At 67.8% G+C, this 19,604-nt stretch carries 18 protein-coding genes; 17 read left to right on the top strand and 1 reads right to left on the bottom strand.

Going from position 1 to position 19,604, the window contains the following annotated elements:
* Positions 1-52 precede the first annotated feature (52 nt).
* On the top strand, positions 53-1,381 hold the full coding sequence (locus AOM05_RS06675) for a replication-associated recombination protein A (RefSeq protein WP_062520556.1): 1,329 nt from the start codon (positions 53-55) through the stop codon (positions 1,379-1,381).
* Here AOM05_RS06675 and AOM05_RS06670 read toward each other — a convergent pair.
* Positions 1,375-1,668, bottom strand: coding sequence for a DUF4287 domain-containing protein (locus AOM05_RS06670; RefSeq protein ID WP_062520554.1), 294 nt, complete (start codon positions 1,666-1,668; stop codon positions 1,375-1,377). The genes AOM05_RS06675 and AOM05_RS06670 overlap by 7 nt on opposite strands.
* 208 nt (positions 1,669-1,876) lie before the next feature.
* Between AOM05_RS06670 and rpsD the strand changes: the two genes are divergently transcribed.
* From rpsD to AOM05_RS06590, 16 genes are all read left to right on the top strand, one after another.
* Positions 1,877-2,503: a 30S ribosomal protein S4 gene (gene rpsD, locus AOM05_RS06665; RefSeq protein WP_062293406.1), complete on the top strand. Its 627-nt coding sequence runs from the start codon at positions 1,877-1,879 to the stop codon at positions 2,501-2,503.
* A gap of 140 nt (positions 2,504-2,643) precedes the next feature.
* A complete protein-coding gene (gene alaS, locus AOM05_RS06660) occupies positions 2,644-5,316 on the top strand; it encodes an alanine--tRNA ligase (protein WP_062520552.1) in 2,673 nt (890 codons plus the stop codon).
* Between the two features lie 43 nt (positions 5,317-5,359).
* Positions 5,360-5,776: a Holliday junction resolvase RuvX gene (ruvX, locus tag AOM05_RS06655; protein WP_439644558.1), complete on the top strand. Its 417-nt coding sequence runs from the start codon at positions 5,360-5,362 to the stop codon at positions 5,774-5,776.
* Entirely contained in the window at positions 5,769-6,890 is a 1,122-nt protein-coding gene (gene mltG / locus AOM05_RS06650) for an endolytic transglycosylase MltG (protein WP_062520548.1), read from the top strand. The genes ruvX and mltG overlap by 8 nt, the downstream gene beginning before the upstream one ends.
* Positions 6,890-7,726, top strand: coding sequence for a shikimate dehydrogenase (locus tag AOM05_RS06645; RefSeq protein WP_062520546.1), 837 nt, complete (start codon positions 6,890-6,892; stop codon positions 7,724-7,726). Before mltG ends, AOM05_RS06645 begins: the two co-directional genes overlap by 1 nt.
* Positions 7,727-7,800: 74 nt before the next feature.
* On the top strand, positions 7,801-9,465 hold the full coding sequence (locus AOM05_RS06640) for a GspE/PulE family protein (protein WP_062520544.1): 1,665 nt from the start codon (positions 7,801-7,803) through the stop codon (positions 9,463-9,465).
* A 384-nt stretch (positions 9,466-9,849) separates the two neighbouring features.
* Positions 9,850-11,229 carry a type IV pilus twitching motility protein PilT gene (locus tag AOM05_RS06635; protein WP_228373228.1) on the top strand — a complete coding sequence of 460 codons (1,380 nt, stop codon included), beginning with the start codon at positions 9,850-9,852 and terminating at the stop codon, positions 11,227-11,229.
* Positions 11,230-11,240: 11 nt separating this feature from the next.
* Positions 11,241-12,482 carry a type II secretion system F family protein gene (locus tag AOM05_RS06630; RefSeq protein WP_062520542.1) on the top strand — a complete coding sequence of 414 codons (1,242 nt, stop codon included), beginning with the start codon at positions 11,241-11,243 and terminating at the stop codon, positions 12,480-12,482.
* Between the two features lie 103 nt (positions 12,483-12,585).
* Positions 12,586-12,996, top strand: a complete 411-nt coding sequence (locus tag AOM05_RS14725) for a prepilin-type N-terminal cleavage/methylation domain-containing protein (RefSeq protein ID WP_062520540.1) — start codon at positions 12,586-12,588, stop codon at positions 12,994-12,996.
* 93 nt (positions 12,997-13,089) lie between these two features.
* Entirely contained in the window at positions 13,090-13,539 is a 450-nt protein-coding gene (locus AOM05_RS06620) for a type IV pilus modification PilV family protein (RefSeq protein ID WP_062520538.1), read from the top strand.
* The gene (locus AOM05_RS06615; protein ID WP_062520536.1) at positions 13,536-14,141 is read left to right on the top strand and encodes a PulJ/GspJ family protein; all 606 of its coding nucleotides are present in this window, start codon (positions 13,536-13,538) and stop codon (positions 14,139-14,141) included. The genes AOM05_RS06620 and AOM05_RS06615 overlap by 4 nt, the downstream gene beginning before the upstream one ends.
* Before the next feature lie 10 nt (positions 14,142-14,151).
* Positions 14,152-16,011, top strand: coding sequence for a hypothetical protein (locus AOM05_RS06610; protein ID WP_062520534.1), 1,860 nt, complete (start codon positions 14,152-14,154; stop codon positions 16,009-16,011).
* Positions 16,012-16,025: 14 nt separating this feature from the next.
* Positions 16,026-16,811, top strand: coding sequence for a prepilin peptidase (locus tag AOM05_RS06605; RefSeq protein ID WP_062520532.1), 786 nt, complete (start codon positions 16,026-16,028; stop codon positions 16,809-16,811).
* 58 nt (positions 16,812-16,869) lie between these two features.
* Positions 16,870-17,928, top strand: a complete 1,059-nt coding sequence (pilM, locus tag AOM05_RS06600; RefSeq protein ID WP_062520530.1) for a type IV pilus assembly protein PilM — start codon at positions 16,870-16,872, stop codon at positions 17,926-17,928.
* Positions 17,925-18,707: a hypothetical protein gene (locus AOM05_RS06595; RefSeq protein ID WP_062520527.1), complete on the top strand. Its 783-nt coding sequence runs from the start codon at positions 17,925-17,927 to the stop codon at positions 18,705-18,707. Before pilM ends, AOM05_RS06595 begins: the two co-directional genes overlap by 4 nt.
* Position 18,708: 1 nt before the next feature.
* Positions 18,709-19,587 carry a hypothetical protein gene (locus AOM05_RS06590; protein ID WP_062520524.1) on the top strand — a complete coding sequence of 293 codons (879 nt, stop codon included), beginning with the start codon at positions 18,709-18,711 and terminating at the stop codon, positions 19,585-19,587.
* Positions 19,588-19,604 lie beyond the last annotated feature (17 nt).

The following is a 19,604-nucleotide window of genomic DNA, read 5'->3' as shown; positions in this document are numbered from 1 at the left end:
GCCGCCGTCCCGGCGTTCCGGCGCTGTCGGTGGCACCGCCTACGCTGGGTGCATGGATCTGTTCGACGCGGCGCGCACGGACGCCTCGGGCGTGCCGGAGACGCTCGGCAACGCGCCGCTCGCCGTGCGGATGCGCCCGCGCAGCCTCGACGAGGTGGTGGGTCAGACCCACCTGCTCTCCGACGGCTCGCCGCTGCGGCGTCTCATCGGGGAGTCCGCCCCCGCGACGTCGGTGGTGCTGTGGGGCCCGCCCGGCACCGGCAAGACCACGCTGGCGTACCTCGTGGCGGGCAACCGGCGGTTCGTCGAGCTGTCCGCCGTCACCGCGGGCGTCAAGGATGTCCGCGCGGTCGTGGAGGACTCGAAGCGCCGCATCGCCACCGGCGAGCGCGAGACGGTCCTCTTCATCGACGAGATCCACCGCTTCACCCGCTCCCAGCAGGACGCGCTGCTTCCCGCCGTCGAGAACCGCTGGGTGACGCTCATCGGGGCGACCACCGAGAACCCGTCGTTCTCCGTGGTGGGCCCGCTGCTGTCGCGCTCCCTGCTGCTGGTGCTCCAGCCGCTCGCCGCGCCGGACATCGCCGCGCTGCTGGCGCGGGCCGTGGAGGACCCGCGCGGCCTGGATGGCTCGGTGACGGTGGACGATGCGGCGGTTCAGCACATCCTGCGGGTCGCCGGGGCGGACGCCCGGAAGGCGCTCACGCTGCTCGAGTCGATCGCCGGCGCGGCCGGCGCCGACGGGGTGGTGACCGCGGAGCTCGCCGAGGCGACCATGGACGCGGCGCTGGTGGCCTACGACAAGTCGGGCGACCAGCACTACGACGTCATCAGCGCGTTCATCAAGTCCGTCCGCGGCTCCGACGTCGACGCCGCGCTGCACTACCTCGCGCGCATGGTGGTGGCGGGGGAGGACCCACGCTTCATCGCCCGCCGGCTGGTGATCCTCGCCGCGGAGGACATCGGCATGGCGGACCCCCAGGGGCTGGTGATCGCCCAGGCCGCCGCAGACGCGGTGAGCTTCATCGGGATGCCCGAGGGGCGCATCGTCCTCGCGGAGGCCACCACGTACCTGGCCAGCGCGCCCAAGTCGAACCGCTCGTACCGCGCCATCGACGCCGCGATCGCGGACGTGCGCGCGGGCAAGGCGGGCGTGGTGCCCGAGCACCTCCGCGACGCCCACTACGCGGGCGCCGAGCGGCTGGGTCACGGGCAGACGTACGTGTATGCGCACGACGCTCCGCACGGGGTGGCTTCGCAGGAGTACCTACCCGAGTCGTTGCGCGGGTCGCGGTACTACGAGCCCACCGAGCACGGCTACGAGCGCGCGCTGGGGGAGCGGCTCGGCACCATCAGGCGGCTGCTCGGGCGGGGTCAGTAGCCCTCGGGCTTGGAGTCCTTGCCGTCGAGCCAGAGGTGGTCCTTGGGGTCGGCGTGCGTGCCGCCCGAGCCCACGTGCTTGTCCGAGATCTGCGGGCCCTTGGTGATGACGTGGACCATGGCCATCGCGTGGCCGCGGCCCAGGCCGTAGTCGTCCTTGAGCCACTCCACGATCGGGGTGGCCTTGGTGCCGGGCCCGAAGCCCTTCTCGGTGGCGAGGTCCACCAGCTGGCGGGGCGTGAGGCCGGTCTTGGTCTCGACCGCGTCGAGGTACGCCTGGAATGACATAGCCTCGACTGTACGACCGACGATCAGCCACCACCAGGGCGCGCGACACGCCGAGAAGCGACCAAGGTCTACCAATTCCCGTCGAGGAGCCGCCCTGGTATAGTTGTGGAGCCCTCGCGGACGGTTGGCTGCTGTCGCCGCGAACTCAGCAAAGCAACGATCATTTCTCCGGTCGCATCCGCGCGCCCGGGGAGCTGTGAAGGAAATCATGACCTCTGTTCAGAAGGCACGTCGCCAGGTCCGCCTGTCGCGCAGCCTCGGGATCGCCCTGACCCCGAAGGCCGTCAAGCACTTCGAGAAGCGCCCGTACCCCCCGGGTGAGCACGGCCGCACCGCCCGCCGCAAGGAGAGCGACTACGCCGTGCGTCTGCGCGAGAAGCAGCGTCTTCGCGCGCAGTACGGCCTTCGCGAGAAGCAGATGACCTCGACCTACGCCGAGGCGAAGAAGGAGTCCGGTCTGACCGGTGAGGCCTTCGTCGAGCTTCTCGAGATGCGCCTTGACGCCCTCGTGCTCCGTGCGGGCTTCGCTCGCACGATCCTTCAGGCGCGTCAGTCGGTCCTGCACCGCCACATCCTCGTGGACGGCAAGATCGTCGACCGCCCGTCGTTCCGCGTGAAGCCCGGCCAGACCATCCAGGTCAAGCCCAAGGCTGTCACGCTGGAGCCGTACATGGCCGCCGCCGCCGGCGCGCACCGTGACGTGCTCCCGCAGGTGCCCGAGTACCTCGACGTCACGCTCGAGAAGCTCACGGCCCGCCTGGTCCGTCGCCCGAAGCGCGCCGAGGTCCCCGTGACCTGCGACGTGCAGCTGGTCGTCGAGTACTACGCTCGCTAAGGCGCACCCGTGAGGCCCTGACGGGCCCCACCAGCAGTGGCCGCGGTGCGCTGCCCCTCGGGGCGGTGCACCGCGGCTTTTCTGCACCACGCAGGCGTGGGGCGCCGTCGCCCCCGGACAACGAAGGACACAGGACAGGCATGCAGACTGCTGAGATCGCGAAGCGGTGGGTCGACTACTTCGCCAAGAACGACCACCACATCCAGCCGAGCGCCTCGCTCGTGTCGCCCGACCCCTCCCTGCTGTTCACCGTCGCCGGCATGGTGCCGTTCATCCCGTACATCATCGGGACGGACACCTCGCCGCACCCGCGCATCGCCTCGGTCCAGAAGTGCATCCGCACCAAGGACATCGAGGAGGTCGGCAAGACCACCCGCCACGGCACGTTCTTCCAGATGCTGGGCAACTTCTCCTTCGGCGACTACTTCAAGGAAGGCGCCATCAACCTCGCCCACGAGTTCCTCACGGGACCCGAGAGCGAGGGGAACCTCGGCTTCGACCTCGACCGCTTCTGGGTGACCATCTGGAACGAGGATCAGGAGTCCTACAGCCACCTGGTCAACGTGGGCGTCGACCCGTCGCACATCGTGAAGCTCACCCGCGAGGAGAACTTCTGGGACACCGGCCAGCCCGGCCCCGCCGGTCCGTGCGCCGAGTGGCACTACGACCGCGGCCCCGAGTTCGGCCCCGAGGCCGTGGGCGGCACCGTCGACCCCGGCGGCGACCGCTACCTCGAGATCTGGAACCTGGTGTTCGACCAGTTCCTGCGCGGCGAGGGCGCCGGCAAGGACTACCCGCTGATCCGCGAGCTCGACCAGAAGGCCATCGACACGGGAGCCGGCCTCGAGCGCATTGCGTACCTCAAGCAGGGCGTCGCGAACATGTACGAGATCGACGAGGTCTACCCCGTCATCGCGCGCGCCCAGGAGCTGTCCGGCAAGACCTACGGCGCGGACCAGACGGACGACGTCCGCATGCGCGTGGTCGCCGACCACGTCCGCTCCGCGCTGATGCTCATCGGCGACGGGGTCACCCCCGGCAACGAGGGCCGCGGCTACGTGCTGCGCCGCCTCATCCGCCGCTCCGTGCGCGCGATGAAGCTGCTGGGCGTCGACGACCGCACCATGCCCGAGCTGCTGCCGCTCTCGCTCGACGCGATGAGCGCCACCTATCCCGAGCTCACCGCGAACCGCGACAAGATCGAGGCCGTCGCGTACACCGAGGAGGACGCGTTCCGTCGCACCCTCGCGCAGGGCACCACCATCTTCGACGTCGCCGTCGACAAGGCGAAGAAGGCCGGCACGCCCGCGCTGTCGGGCTCCGACGCCTTCACGCTGCACGACACGTACGGCTTCCCGATCGACATCACCCTCGAGATGGCCGCCGAGCAGGGCGTCCAGGTGGACGAGGCGAAGTTCCGTGAGCTCATGAAGGAGCAGAAGGAGCGTGCCCGGGCCGATGCGAAGGCCAAGAAGGGCGGCCACGCGGACGTGGGCGTCTACCAGGGCCTCAAGGAGGACCAGGGCGCCACCGAGTTCCGCGCGTACCAGGAGCTGGTCACCGCCACGGAGATCACGGCGCTCATCAAGGACGGCGTGACCGTGCCGGTCGCGTCCGAGGGCGAGACCGTCGAGGTGATCCTCCCGCAGACGCCGTTCTACGCGGAGTCCGGCGGCCAGGAGGCGGACTCCGGCGTGATCCGGTCCGCGCACGGCTCGCTCGAGGTGATCGACGTGCAGCGGCCCATCAAGGGGCTCATCGTGCACACCTGCAAGGTGGTCGAGGGCCAGGTCGCCCAGGGCGACCAGGTCTCGGCCGAGGTGGACCCGGAGTGGCGCATCGGCGCCCGCCAGGCGCACTCGGGCACGCACATCCTGCACGCCGCGCTGCGCGAGGTGCTCGGTCCCGACGCGCTCCAGTCCGGCTCCTACAACAAGCCCGGCTACCTGCGCCTCGACTTCTCGTGGCCGTCCGCGCTGACCGCGGAGACCCGCTCGGAGATCGAGGAGGTCACCAACCGGGCCATCCGCGCCGACCACGGCGTGAGCGCGCACTACATGAGCCTGCCCGAGGCCAAGGACTGGGGCGCCGTCGCGCTGTTCGGCGAGACGTACGACGAGACGGTCCGCGTGATCGAGATCGGCGGCCGCTGGTCGCGCGAGCTCTGCGGCGGCACGCACGTCGAGCACTCCAGCCAGGTGGGCATGGTCGCGCTGTCCGGCGAGTCCTCCGTGGGCTCCGGCTCGCGCCGCATCGAGGCGTTCGTGGGCATCGAGGCGTTCCAGAAGCTCGCCGCCGAGCGCGCGCTGGTCTCCGAGCTCACCACCACCCTCAAGGTGCAGCCGGGCGAGCTGCGCGGCCGCGTCGAGAAGCTCCTCGAGCGCCTCGCGGAGGCGGAGGGCCAGCTCAAGGGCTACCGCCAGCAGGCCATGGCGCAGGTCGCCGAGCAGCTGGTGGGCAAGGCCGCGGACGTCAACGGCGTCCGCGTGGTCACCCACGTGTCCACCAACGCCGCCGACGCGGACGACCTGCGCACGCTGGTCGCCGACGTCCGCGCCCGCCTGGGCGAGTCCGCCCCCGCGGTGGTCGCCATCGCGGCGGAGATCGGCGGCCGCCCGCAGATCGTGATCGCCACGAACGCCCCGGCGCGCGACGCGGGACTGAAGGCCGGAGACCTGGTGAAGGGCGCATCGTCCCTCCTGGGCGGCGGTGGCGGCGGCAAGCCGGACCTCGCGCAGGGCGGCGGCCAGGACGTCACGCAGATCCCCGCGGCGCTCGAGGGCGTCACCGCGACCGTGGCGGCGCGTGGTTAGGGGCGCACGCCTCGGGGTCGACGTCGGCACCGTCCGCATCGGCGTGGCGGCGTCCGACCCCGACGGCCTCATGGCGTTCCCCGTCGATACCGTGCAGCGAGGCGACGGGGACGCCGCGGCCATCGCGGCGATCGCCGAGGAGCGCGGGGTCATCCGCATCTTCGTCGGGCTGCCGCGCAAGCTGTCCGGGCAGGAGGGCACCAGCGCGGATGACGCGCGCGCCTTCGCCGCCCGGCTCGCGGAACTCACCACCGCGAACGTTCGTTTGATCGACGAGCGATTCTCGACCGCGACCGCATCCCAGGCGATGCGCAGCGCGGGCCGCAATGCCAAGAAGCAGCGGCAGGTGATCGACCAGGCCGCGGCCGTGGTGATCCTGGAGAACGCACTGGACGTTGACAAGAACGGTAATCTCGATGCGGTGACCATCGAGATTCCGCGCAAGGGGAATGATGACTGACCTTTTCGAGGCCGAGGCGACCACCACGACGTCGCTTGATCTGCGCCGCCTGCAGCGCCAGAAGCGCCGCGCCGCGCGCCGGCGCATGACGCTCCTGGTGACCGCCGTCGCGGTGGTGCTGCTCGCGATCGGAGGGTCGATCGCGCTGAACTTCGTGCAAGGCTTCGAGTCCTCCGACACCACCGTCGCGGACTACGAGGGCGCCGGCCAGGGCAACGTCCAGGTGGTCATCGAGAGCGGCGCCACGGGCGCCGACATGGCGACCACGCTGTACGACGCGGGCGTCATCGCCTCGGAGCAGGCGTTCCTCACCGCGTGGAACGACAACCCGGACTCGGCGTCGATCATCCCCGGCTACTACTTCATGCATAAGGAGATGAAGGCCGAGTACGCGCTCGCCGCGCTGCTCGACCCGACCAACCGCGACGTGCGGTCGATCACCATCCCCGAGGGCAAGACGCTGGACTACTACTACCAGCAGATCGCGAACCTCACCGGCTCCACCAAGGCCGAGGTCAAGGCCGCCGCGAAGGACACCGACGCGCTGGGCCTGCCGGCCGAGGCGGAGGGCAACCTCGAGGGCTGGCTGTTCCCGTCGACCTACGAGTTCACCCCCGGCGTCACCCCGCAGGAGGTGATGACCAAGATGATCCAGCAGACCATCACGGTGCTCGACAACAACGACGTGGCCGTCGAGGACCGCGAGCGGGTGCTCACCGTCGCGTCGCTGGTCGAGCGCGAGGCCAAGCTGGACGTGGACCGTCCGCAGATCGCCTCCGTCATCTACAACCGCCTGGACCAGGACATGAAGCTCGAGCTCGACTCGACCGTCAAGTACCTCACCCAGACCGAGGGCGTGTGGACCTCCGACGACGAGCGCGAGACCGACTCGCCGTACAACACCTACATGTACGCGGGCCTGCCCCCGGGCCCCATCGCGGGTCCCGGTGAGGCGTCGATCAAGGCCGCGGTCAGCCCGGCCGACACCGACTACCTGTTCTTCGTGACCGTCAACCTCGACACGGGCGAGACCAAGTACGCGACGGACTTCCCGACGCACCAGGAGAACGTGGCGGAGCTGCAGAACTGGTACGCCGAGAACTCCGACTCCTAGTGGGCGGGGTCCGCCGGGCCGGCGTGCTCGGCCACCCCATCGCGCATTCGCTGTCCCCTGTGCTGCACAGGGCGGCGTACGCGGAGCTTGGGCTCGAGTGGGAGTACGCGGCATACGACGTCTCCTCGGGAGGTCTCGCCGACTTCCTGGCGGGGATGGACGATGCGTGGGCCGGGTTGTCGCTGACCATGCCTTTGAAGGTGGAGGCGCTGCCGCTCATGGACTTCACCGAGTCCATGGCGAAGCTGGTGGGCGCCATCAACACCGTGCTGGTGCAGTCCGTGGGCGGGGGCCGCCAGCTGGTCGGGGCCAACACCGACGTGTGGGGGATCCAGGCGGCGTTTCGCGAGGCGGGCGTGGCCCGCGCCGAGTCCGGGTTGATCATCGGCGGGGGAGCGACGGCGACGTCCGCGCTCGCCGCGTTCGGTGCCCTGGGCGTGACGGCGCCGTATGTCGCGGTGCGGTCGCGGGGCCGCGCCGGAGGATTGCTGCGGGCGGCGACCAAGATGGGCGTGACGCCGCGGTTCGTCTCCCTGGAGGAGATCCCCGCGGTGATGCCGCTCGCGGACGTCGTCATGTCCACGGTGCCGGCGGAGGCTGGGGCGACCGTCGCATCGTCCCTCACCGAGGTTCGGGAGGGCGGCGCCTTCCTCGACGCGATCTACAGCCCGCTGGTGACGCCGCTGGGGGAGCGGTACGCGGCGCTGGGCGGGACGCGCGTGGGCGGGGAGCGGATGCTGCTCCATCAGGCCGCTGAGCAGGTGCGACTCATGACGGGGCGCGCCGCGCCGGTCGAGGCGATGGATCACGCTCTCGCAACAATCTTGCGGAGTTGATCACTTCAGTCCGTGGCGTCGGATGCCGATGGTAGTTTCGGCATCACTTTCCGTCGTCGCGTGAGGGAGCATCGATGAAGCAGCTGGGGACCATCCTGCTCGAGGATGGTGCGCTCACCGAGGACCAGCTGGTCGACGCGATCGACGAGCAGAAGGCGCGGGGGCAGTCCCTGGGACGCACGCTCGTCGAGATGGGCTACATCTCCGAGGGTCAGCTGGTGCGGGCGCTCGCCTCGCAGGTGGGCATGGAGTTCGTCGAGCTCGCCGACTACCCGGTGGACCGCGCGGCCGTCGCGCTGGTGCCGGGAGCGGTGTGCCGCCGTCACATGGCGCTGCCGATCGCGATGCGCGACGGGCTCATCCATGTCGCGATGGCCAACCCCGGCAACGTGGTCGCGGTGGACGACATCAGCACCATCACGCGCATGCGCGTCATCCCCGTGGTGGCGGCGCACGACGACGTCGCGGCGGCGATCGCCCGCTACGTGCGCTCCGACGCGGAGATGGAGGATCTGCAGGAGTCGATCGAGACGGAGGCGTCCTCGCTCGACAACGAGGACCTCAGCTCTGCGGCTGACGACGACGCACCGATCGTGAGGTTCGTCAACCTGCTCATCACGCAGGCTGTGCAGGACCGCGCCTCGGACATCCACATCGAGCCGGCGGAGCACGACCTTCGCGTCCGGTACCGCATCGACGGCGTGCTGCACGAGATGCAGCGGGCGCCCAAGGCGATCACCGGCGGCGTGATCTCGCGCCTCAAGATCATGTCCGACATCGACATCGCCGAGCGCCGCAAGCCGCAGGACGGCCGCCTGTCCGTGAACCACGAGGGTCGCAAGATCGACCTGCGCGTGGCCACCCTTCCCACGGTGTGGGGCGAGAAGGTGGTCATGCGTATTTTGGACAATTCGACCGCGCGGCTGGCGCTCGAGGACCTGGGAATTCGCGAGAACAACCAGAGGATCTACGCGGGCGCGTATCAGAAGCCTTACGGCATGATCCTGGTGACCGGGCCCACGGGTTCGGGCAAGTCGACCACGCTGTACGCGACGCTCAACCAGATCTCCAAGCCCGAGGTCAACGTCATCACGGTCGAGGACCCGGTCGAGTACCGCATCCCGGGCATCAACCAGGTGCAGGTGAATCCCAAGGCGGGCCTGACGTTCGCGGCCGCGCTGCGGTCCATCCTGCGTGCCGACCCGGACGTGGTACTGGTGGGTGAGGTGCGTGACGGCGAGACCGCGCAGATCGCGATCGAGGCGGCGCTCACCGGTCACCTGGTGCTGTCGACGCTGCACACCAACGACGCGCCCTCGGCGATGACACGCCTGATAGAGATGGACATCGAGCCGTTCCTGGTGGGCTCCGCGATCGACTGCGTGGTCGCCCAGCGACTCGCGCGGCGTCTGTGCGATCACTGCGCAGTGGAGCACCGGATCGACCCGCATGACCTGCCGCCGGCGATCCGGTGGAACCCGAACCAGTCGATCCCGCCGATCCTGCGTCCGGAGGGCTGCCAGCGGTGCTCGAACACGGGTTACCGCGGGCGCGTGGCGCTCCACGAGATCATGCCGATCAACGAGGAGATCGAGCGGCTCACGGTGGCTCGTGCGAGCTCCGCCGAGATCGCCAATGCAGCTGTGGACGCGGGTATGGAGACGCTCATCCAGGACGGCTGGGCGAAGGTGATGGACGGCACGACGTCCCTGGAGGAATTGCTCCGAGTCGTGAAATAAGTCACATCACTACAGACACGCGGGGATTGTGCCGATATTTCTATGCGAAGGAAGCGCTAGATTTTGCTTCCAGCTGAGGGAGGAAAAGTGAACGAGTTCACGCCTGGGGAGCCGTGGCGGCCCACGCCGCCGCCCGCCGCGCAGCCTGCTGTCCCGCCGGCCGCGGCGTCCGTTCCTCCTGTCGTGTCTGCTCCTTCCAACGGACAGGGCGCGCCGGGTGTTCCCGCCGCTGCTCCCGGTTCTGCTGCTTCTGGTTCGGCGGCCCCCGCGCTCTCGCCGCAGGCGGCGCCCGCGGCGCCGGTGCTGCCCACCGGCCCCGCTCTCCACTCCGACTCCCGCGGCACCGCGACCCGTCGCGCGCCGTTCCTCGAGGAGCGCCGGCCCATGGCTGCTGGTGCTTCGGGAGCGACCCCCGCCGCGCCGCAGGCGATGCAGCAGGCGCCCGCTCCGCAGACTCCGCCGATCCCGGCTCCCGCCCCGGTGGGCGCGCCCGCCGGCGGCTCCGTCGACGCGGCCGCCGCCTTCGCCGCCGCCGCGCAGGAGCACCTCGGTGGCCCGCGTTCCTTCATGCCAGCAGACGAGACGGTGAAGGAGCCGGAGCCCCAGAAGCCCGAGCCCGCCCAGCCCAAGGCCGCGGCGCCCGTGACGCCCGGCCGTGCGCGCATCGGAGCGAACAACGAGCGCCAGGAGGGCGACCTCGACATCAACGCCGCGCTGCGGGCGATGATCGCGGCCAAGGCCTCCGACCTCCACCTCACCACGGGCGTGCCGCCCATGATCCGCCTCGACGGCGGCCTGACGCCGCTCGAGGGCTTCGGCCGGCTCACGCCTGAGAGCCTGCACCGCTCGCTGTTCGGGATCCTGACCCAGGCGCAGCGCGAAAAGTTCGAGGAGGAGCTGGAGCTCGACTTCTCGTACTCGGTGGTGGGGGAGTCGCGCTTCCGCGTGAACCTGTACCGCCAGCGCGACTCGCTCGGTGCCGCGTTCCGTGTGATCCCCTACGAGATCAAGCCGCTCGAGGCTCTGGGCATCCCCGAGGTGGTCTCGAACTTCGCTCAGCTGCCGCGTGGCCTGGTGCTCGTCACCGGGCCCACGGGCTCGGGCAAGTCCACGACGCTCGCGTCGCTGGTGGACCTCGCTAACCGCTCGCGCGCCGCACACATCATGACGGTTGAGGACCCGATCGAGTTCCTCCACCGCCACAAGAAGTCGATCGTGAACCAGCGCGAGGTGGGCGCGGACACGCGGTCCTTCGGCAAGGCGCTCAAGCACGTGCTGCGCCAGGACCCCGACATCATCCTCATCGGCGAGATGCGTGACCTCGAGACCATCTCGGTGGCGCTGACCGCCGCGGAGACCGGTCACCTGGTGTTCGCGACGCTGCACACGCAGTCCGCGCCGCAGACCATGGACCGCATCATCGACGTGTTCCCGCCGGAGCAGCAAGGCCAGGTGCGGACGCAGCTGGCCGCCGCGATTCAGGGGGTGCTCTGCCAGACGCTCCTCAAGCGCGCGGACGGCCCCGGCCGTGCCGTCGCGGTCGAGATCATGGTCGCGACGCCGGGCATCCGGAACCTCATCCGTGAGGGCAAGACGCACCAGATCTTCACCTCGATGCAGGGTGGCGCGTCGCAGGGCATGCAGACCATGGACTACCACCTGGCCGAGCTGGTGAAGTCGGGCAAGGTCGACTACGAGAACGCGGTCGAGATGGCCCAGTCCTTCGAAGAGTTCAACCGCCTCTGCGGCCGGCACGGACGGTAGGGGAGCGAGCCATGGCAACCGCGACCAAGTCCGCGACGCAGAAGTTCACGTACACCATCCGTGACGCGCAGGGGAAGACGCGCACCGACGAGATGGAGGCGCCGTCCTCGCAGGCGGTGGCGTCGCGCCTGCGCGAGCGCGGGTTCACGGTGCTGCATGTTGAGGAGGCCGCGGGCAAGGGCCTGAACGCCGAGATCAAGATCCCCGGGCTTGGGGAGAAGATCGGTCTCAAAGACATTGCGATCATGTCGCGGCAGCTGGCGACCATGATCTCGGCTGGCCTGTCGCTGTTGCGCGCGATGCAGATTCTCGCGGAGCAGACCGAGAACAAGGCGTTGCAGAAGGTCCTCAATGAAGTCCGTTCGGATGTCGAGACTGGCAAGTCGTTCTCGGTGGCGCTTGGGCGTCACCCCGAGACGTTCCCGCCGATCATGATCAATATGGTCAAGGCCGGCGAGCTCGGAGGCTTCCTCGACCAGGTGCTCGTGTCGATCGCGGAGAATTTTGAGAAGGAAGTCGCGCTTCGCGGAAAGATCAAGTCCGCAATGACTTATCCAGTCGTGGTCTTTTTCATCGCGATCCTTGCAACTGCTGCAATGCTTCTATTCATCGTGCCCGTGTTCGCAAACATGTTTGCCGACCTAGGCGGCGAATTACCACTGCCCACGCAGATTCTGGTTTGGATGTCTGCGATTCTCAAAGTCGCCACGGTGCCGTTTGTCATCGCCGTCGTTATTTTCAGCATGTGGTGGCGCAAGAACAAGCACCGCCGTGAAATCCGAGTCAAGGTCGAGCCGGTGTATCTGAAGCTCCCGGTATTCGGTCCTCTCATGCAGAAGATCGCAGTCGCGCGCTTCACTCGCAATTTCGGCTCCATGATCCGGTCGGGTGTGCCGATCCTGCAGGCTCTCGACATCGTCGGCCAGGCATCGGGAAACATCGTGATCGAAGACGCGACCAAGGCAGTTCAGGACTCCGTGCGTCGCGGCGACTCGCTCGCTGGTCCGCTCGCGAACCATCCCGTCTTCCCTCCCATGGTGGTGCAGATGATTGCGGTGGGCGAAGATACCGGTGCTCTCGATGTGATGCTCGATAAGGTCGCGGATTTCTACGACCAGGAGGTCGAGTCGACTACGGAGCAACTCACGAGCCTCATTGAGCCCATCATGATCGCCGTACTCGGCGGAATGATCGGGGGCATGGTGATCGCGCTCTACATGCCCATATTCAAGGTTTTCGACTTGATCGGATGACAATCAGGCTTCCGCTCGGCTCGCCGCGCGGTAGATGAGGTGGCTCTGAGGGGTCATCTCGCATCAACAACTAGAGAAGACAATCAGAAAGGGAGGGAGCACCATGCTCGCTCGCATTCGCAAGGCCCTCGAGGAGAAGAAGGGCGACCAGGGCTTTACCCTCGTCGAGCTCCTCGTCGTCATCATCATCATCGGCATCCTCGCCGCGATCGCCATCCCCCTCTACCTCGACCAGCAGAAGAAGGCCGCCGATTCGGCTGCGCAGTCTGACCTCAAGAACGCGCAGATCGCGGTCGCCAACGAGCTCGTCGACGAGCCGGACGGCTCGACGCTCGGCACCATGACGTTCCAGAACTCGCCCGATGTCACGGTCGAGATGGGCACGGTTGCGCTCGCCGCGGACCCGCCGACGTTCTGCATCAACGCTGTCGCCGCGAACGGCAAGGTCAGCACCTGGAGCATTGACCAGGATGGCAACCTCTTCGAGGCTGCCGACTGCCCCGCCGCGCCGTAAGCGGAGCGCAGTAGAAGTATTCAGCCACCGTGTGGGAGGCGAACACTCGTTTCCCACACGGTGGTCCCTTCGTAGCCATGAGAGGAGCTGGCGATGACTACGCGTAGGCGAGACGACGGCCTCGGATTGGCGGAGGTCATGGTGGCCATGCTCATCCTCATGATCATCATGCTTGCCATCCTCTCGTTGCTGATCAGTGCGTTCCGTACCGTGGCTGAGAACTCCACACACGCCACCGCCGCAGAACTTGCGCAGCAAAGGTTGGAGCTTGCGCGGACCCAGGCAGTGGCTGGATCCTGCGCCAACCTTGAGACTGTCGTCGAGCCGGCCGTGACGACGGAAGACGGTCGAGGTGTCCCGCTCACGGTAACTGCGACAGTCAAAGATGCTTCAAACCCCGCCGATGACTGTGTCCAAGTTGGCGATGTGAAGCTCGACCCGCAGTTGACACTCGTCACGGTGACGGTCACCACGACGGACCCGAACTTCACCAACCCCGTGGTCGAGACCTCGTCCAACATCTACGTCAGGTTCGAGGAATGATGCGCCCGGCGCCCCGCGCGGACGCGGGTTTCACCCTTGCCGAACTCATCATCTACATGATGCTGCTGATCCTGATGCTCGGAATCGGCGCGACGCTCCTGATCCGGACCATCACTGTCCAGCGCGACACGATGGATGCAGCCGATGCCAATGAGGTGGGACAACTCGCCTTCAAAGAGATTGAGACGGATATCCGCAATGCGGAGTGGGCAACCATCGGCCACGCCGGATCCCTTCTCGTTCTCCAAACTGTGGTCGCGGACAGCGCCACTAGCGTGGTGCCGCGATGCGTGGGCTATTACGTGTCGCCCGGTACGGGTGAATTGCGTCGCACTGTCTTGTCGACCAACACGCAGACGCATGAAGCCCTGATTTCGTCGACGAGCGCGCTCGACACCGTCACCGCCGATTGGTCACCTACGCGCGACGGCTTCGCGAAGTCGGGCTCTCGCGCCTTCGGCACCGTAGACGGCGTTGTCGCGGTGTCGAAGCTCGTCTCGATTTCCATGGAGATCGAGACCGGCAACGACCACAAGCCCGTCAAGTTCAACAAGAGCGTCGCGCTCAGGCCCAAGGCCGGCACGTCGATCTTCTGCGGATAGGAACACGGAGATGCTGAGGAAACTGCGAGCCCTGGGTGCTGGCGAGGGCACCGAGAGCGGCATGGCGATGGTCATGGTGCTCGGCATCATGCTCGTCGGTGCCATCATCACCACCACGCTCGCGTTCGTCATCATGTTCAACTCGCAGCGCACGGTCATCAACCGTGCCGAGGAGCGCGCACTCGCCAGCGCTGACTCGGCAATCGACCTGGTGCACTCCATGGTGGCGTCCTCGACCTACGCAGAGCTCCACAACGTCTGCGACCTCCCGGACCTCACCATCAACGGCGACACGGTCGCCATCGACCTCGAGTACGTGGTGACGCGCGGCAGCTCCACCTACACGCTCGATTGCCCGCTCGCGACTGACATCACCAGTTACCTGACTGTGACAGCCGACGCGGTCACGGACCCGCAGGGGCTCGAGGAGGACCCGATCACCCGCACGGTGGTCGCGCGCTTCACCCCGACGCCGCCCGAGGTCACGCTCGACAAGGCGATCTTTTCGGAGTCGACCACCACTCTCCGCAACGGCAGCATGCTGATCGAGTCCTCGCCCGACAAGGCAGACGCGCACATCTACTCGAACGGCGGCATCACCTGCTCGACCAACGAGGAGATCGAGGGCTCCGTGATCGCTGCCCACGGCGACGTCAATCTCGACAACACCTGCAAGATCTACTCGAACGTGTGGGCCTCGGGCAAGGTCAAGCTCGCCTCCTCGTCCGCGTGGATCGACGGCGACGTCTACTCTGCGGACACTACGGCGGAGTGGGCCGTCGAGATCCGAAACTCCGGCGCGTACATCTCAGGGTCGGTGCTCGCCAACGGCGGCATCTACCTCACCAACAGCTCTGTGACGAACGGCGGAGCCATCTGGGGCAACGCCTACTCCTACCAGGGGGGCATCACCCTCAACAACGGCTCGGAGATTCGTGGCAGCGCTCTCGCCTACACGAACCTCAACCTCGAGAACGGGTCGAAGGTGGGCGTCTACGGTTGGGTGCGGAACGGCACCATCACGGGCCAGAACAATGGCAACACCATCGGCACGAGCGCCATCGCGTCGGGCACCATTTCCAACAAGGTGACCTCCCCGATACTCAAGCCGAACACCACCACGTCGGTGCCGAACCCGATCTACCCGGCCGCCGTCTATCCCGACTCGGTCGGCTACCCCGGCAAGATCCAGGTTCCCCCGCGCGAGGCGATGGCACGTGTGACGATGACGAGCGCGGACATCGCGCTGTGGGTCGCGGCCGGCTACCAGTACGAGCCTTACACCAACGCCTCGGACTGCACCGGGTCGCGTCCCGCGACCATCATCAACGGCGCGGCACCCTCGGGCACCACTGGCCCGCGGCTGATCTCCTTCGAGGGGTGCACGGGTGCGGTGCAGTTCAACAACGCCGATCTGGTGCTCAAGTCCGACGTGGTGCTCGTGTCGAACCAGGGCTTCAACTCCTCGAACCTCATGACGGTGCGCAGCTCCGTCGCCGACGAGGAGCGCATGCTCTACCTGATCGTCCCGGCCGATTCGCCGAACGTCACCTGGTCGACCACCTCGACCTCGCAGGGTCAGCTGGTCCCCACCTGTGTGTCGGGCAAGTCCAACATCAGCGTCGATAAGCTCAAGTTCTTCGACATCGCGAGCTTCTTCTACACCCCGTGCACCTTCGACTCGAAGAATGGCACCGACAGCGGCTCGGACGACCTGAAGGGTCAGATCTACGCCGGATTCGTCGACATGAAGGTCGGCCTCAATCTGCAGATGGATCCGATGCCGGTGCCGTCGCTCAAGACCAAGGACCCCGAGCCAACCGACGAGACCGACATGCGTGTCGCCGCCCGGTTCGACGTACACAACTGAATCAGCGATAGGGAATGACGGGAATCCTGACGGCGATCGCCGTCCTGTTCGGCCTGCTGCTCGGCTCGTTCGCGAATGTGCTCATCTACCGTGTGCCGCTCGGGCTGTCGATCGTCTCACCGCCCAGCGCGTGTCCGCGTTGCGGCACCCGCATCAAGGCGCGTCACAACGTGCCGGTGGTGGGGTGGCTGTGGTTGAGGGGACGATGCGCGGCGTGCGGGGCGCCGATCAGCGGGCGCTACCCCTTGGTCGAGTTGGGTACGGGCGTGGCGTTCGGTCTCGTGACGTGGCTCTCCGGACCTGGCGCGACCACGATGGCGCTGCTCGCGCTCGTGTACTTCGGGATCGTGCTGTCGGCGATCGACCTCGAGACACGGCGACTGCCGAACCCGTTGACCGCGGCGTTCGCCATCGTGGCGGCCGTCGCGATTCTGGTGCCGGTGGTGGTGACGGGGGACTGGAACGCCGCGCTGAGGGCAGTGATCGGCGCGGTGGCCCTCGGACTGCTCTACGGCATCGCCTTCCTGGTGTACCCGAAGGGGATGGGTTTCGGCGACGTCAAGCTCGCCCCGACCATCGGGGCGGTTCTCGCGTTCCTGGGATGGCCGCAGCTGGTGGTCGGAGCTTTCGCCGCGTTCGTCTGGGGCGCGGCCGTCGGACTTGCGGTGATGGCGCGGAGCAGGCGGGGGCGCGGAGTCGCGATCCCATTCGGGCCGTGGATGTTCGTCGGGGCGCTGACAGGCGTGGTGGTCGGGCCGCCTATCGCGGAGTGGTATCTCGAGACCGTTCTCGGGATCTGAGTTTGAGTAAGGCCGCGCACCTGCCGATAGGCAGGGCGGTGGGAGAGGAAGGTGCAACATGGGGGCGAGAAACGTAGCGATCGACATCGGTACGTCGTCCGTGCGCGTGGTGGAGGTCGAGCTCGGCTCGGGCAAGGACCCGCGCGAGGGCGCGACGCTTCATGCGTTCGGCGAGGCGGCGGTGCCGGCGGGCGTGGTCCGTGACCGCACCATCCACGAGCCGTCCGCCCTTGCTGACGTGGTGCGGGAGGCGTTCGGCAAGGCGAAGCCGTCGAGCAAGTCCGTCACGATCGGCCTGGGTCACCCCAGCATCGTGGTCCGCGAGGTCGACATTCCCGCCCAGCCGATGCCCGAGGTGCGGCAGTCGCTGGCCTTCCAGGTGCAGGATCAACTACCCATGGCGGCGGACGAGGCCATCCTCGACTTCTATCCGACGCAGGAGTTCGACAGCCAGGCGGGCCCGACGCTTCGGGGCCTCCTGATCGCAGCCCCCAAGGCGCTCGTGCGCGATGCGATCGAGGTCACGGAGAAGGCCGGCCTCTCGGTCGCCGTCGTCGACCACTCGGCGTTCGGTCTGTGCCGCGACCTGGTGCGTGGACCGTTCCTGGGGACCAACGTGGCGATCGTCGACATCGGCGCAGAGACCACCACGGTCATGGTGGCCCAGTCCGGCGTGCCGCGCCTGGTGCGCGCGATCCCTCAGGCCGCGGGCGACGCCACCAAGGCGATCGCGCTGGCGCTGAAGGGCGCGGGCGCGGACGCGGAGATGGTCAAGCGCGAGGTCGGCATGGACATGAACGCTCACCCTGAGCGGCGGGGCCTCGCCGAGGCAGCGGCGCACTCGCTCAATCCGCTGATCGAGGCCGTCCGCAACACGCTGGTGTACTTCGCGAGCTCGAACCCCGGTGGCGCTGTGGAGCGTGTGGTGCTCACGGGCGGCGGCAGCCAGCTGCGCGGCCTGGGTCAGTCATTGGCCAGTGCCACGCGGCTGCCGGTGATGCTCGGTGAGCCGCTCGCCGGTATGCACCTGGGCAAGAAGGTCGACACCGCCGCGCTGCAGGGTCGTGAGATGTCCCTTGCGGTGGCCGTCGGCCTCGGCATGAGGAGCGCGAAGTGAACGAGACCGCAGTCAAGTACGGCGCCCCGGGGCTCCCGGGCGTCAACCTGATCCCGGCGGAGATCGCCGAGCGCAAGAAGATGAACACCGTGCGCGGCCTCGCGATCCTCGCGATCGTCGGCGCGATCGCGCTGGCGATCCTGGGCTACCTGGGCGCGCTCGCCGCCGCGGGCCTCGCCCAGAACGAGCTCGACGACGCCGCCGCGACGGAGGCTGCGGCGGTGGCAACGCGCGATGGCAAGGCATCGGTCTACACCGACGTGCTCGCGCGTGAGCAGCAGGAGTACGCGCTCGCTCAGGTCGGCTACGGCGAGATGAGCTACTCCGCCCTCACCAACGCGTTCCAGTGGGCGACCAACGACTCCACGAGCTTCGATGAGATCACCGTCCTCGGCCCGAACGCCACCGCCCTCGGCACCGTCGATGACGAGCTCTTCGGCGGTGGTGTGGGCGGCGTGACCTTCTCCGCACGCGCAGAGAGCCTCGACGAGGCGAGCCAGCTTCTCGAGCGTCTCGAGTCGCTGCCAGGCATCGCGAACGTGCGAGGCGTGTCGGAGGCCTACGAAGAGGACGGCGCGACCACCTACTACCGCGTGAGCGGGAGTGCCGTCATCACCGACCTCAGGCTGACCGGGCGCCTCACTCCGGAGGGTTCGCTCTCGGGCATCGACGCGGTGTCCATCGTCGCAGCGAATGGCGACCAGGCGACCGCAGCCGCTGAGGCGGAGCCGAGTGCGGAGCCCAGCCCCGCCGCCAGCACCGAGACCACGGAGGAGTGACATGCTGAACTCTCGTTACGCACCCATCGTGATGCTCACAGTGCTGGGCATCATCGCGATCGGACTGCTCGCGTGGTTCCTCGCTATCAAGCCGCAGTTCGACAAGGCGTCGGACCTCCGCGCCCAGACTGACGCGGTGGTCGCGAACACTTCGCAGATCGACGCACAGTCGGCCAAGCTCGACGAGTACGCCGCGCTGCTCGCCGAGGACTCGGAGATCGAGACCTCAATCGCGCTCAACGCGCCGTCGGCGGTCGACGTCAACGGCCTTCGGGACCGCGTGTGGTCGGCTCTCAAGACGTCGAAGGCGGAGCTCGTGAGCATCGAGCAGCAGCAGTCGAGCACCGTCGACGGCTGGCTCGCGGATCCGAGCGGGTTGGTCTCTACCCAGGTGGCGGCGCTCTTCAGCACCGGTCCGGTCGGCGCGACGGCGACCGAGGCTGCCAGCACCACCGAGGCGCCAGACCCGACCGCCACGCAGGAGGCCACCACGACCACGACCACCACCGGCTGGACGCCGGCGGTCACCGCAGTTGTTACCGATGGCCCGTTCGCTGGTGACATCCGGATGGTGCCCTTCACCATCGATCTGGTCGGCAACCCCGAGCAGATCCGCAAGTTCATCGACAGCGTTCAGGATCCCAAGGACCCCCTCTTCCAGATCTACGAGTACACGCTGCTCGCCCGCCCGGCGGGTGACGCTCCGATCCCCGGCGTGCATGACCCGGATGACGGTGACGTGCACGCGACCATCACGGGTGCGCTCTACGTGCTCAACCCCGACCTGACGGTGGTCGACGAGGAGAAGCTGACCAATTCCGCTCCCAAGGAGCAGGCGTTCTCGGAGAAGTCCGAGGCCAAGGAGCAGCCCGCGTCGTAACTCGAGCGCCATGCATG

The sequence above is a fragment of the Demequina silvatica genome (assembly GCF_000971215.1).
Classification (GTDB): domain Bacteria; phylum Actinomycetota; class Actinomycetes; order Actinomycetales; family Demequinaceae; genus Demequina; species Demequina silvatica.
The sequence above is the reverse complement of the archived record's forward strand: the minus strand, read 5'-3'. Positions and strand labels throughout refer to the sequence as shown.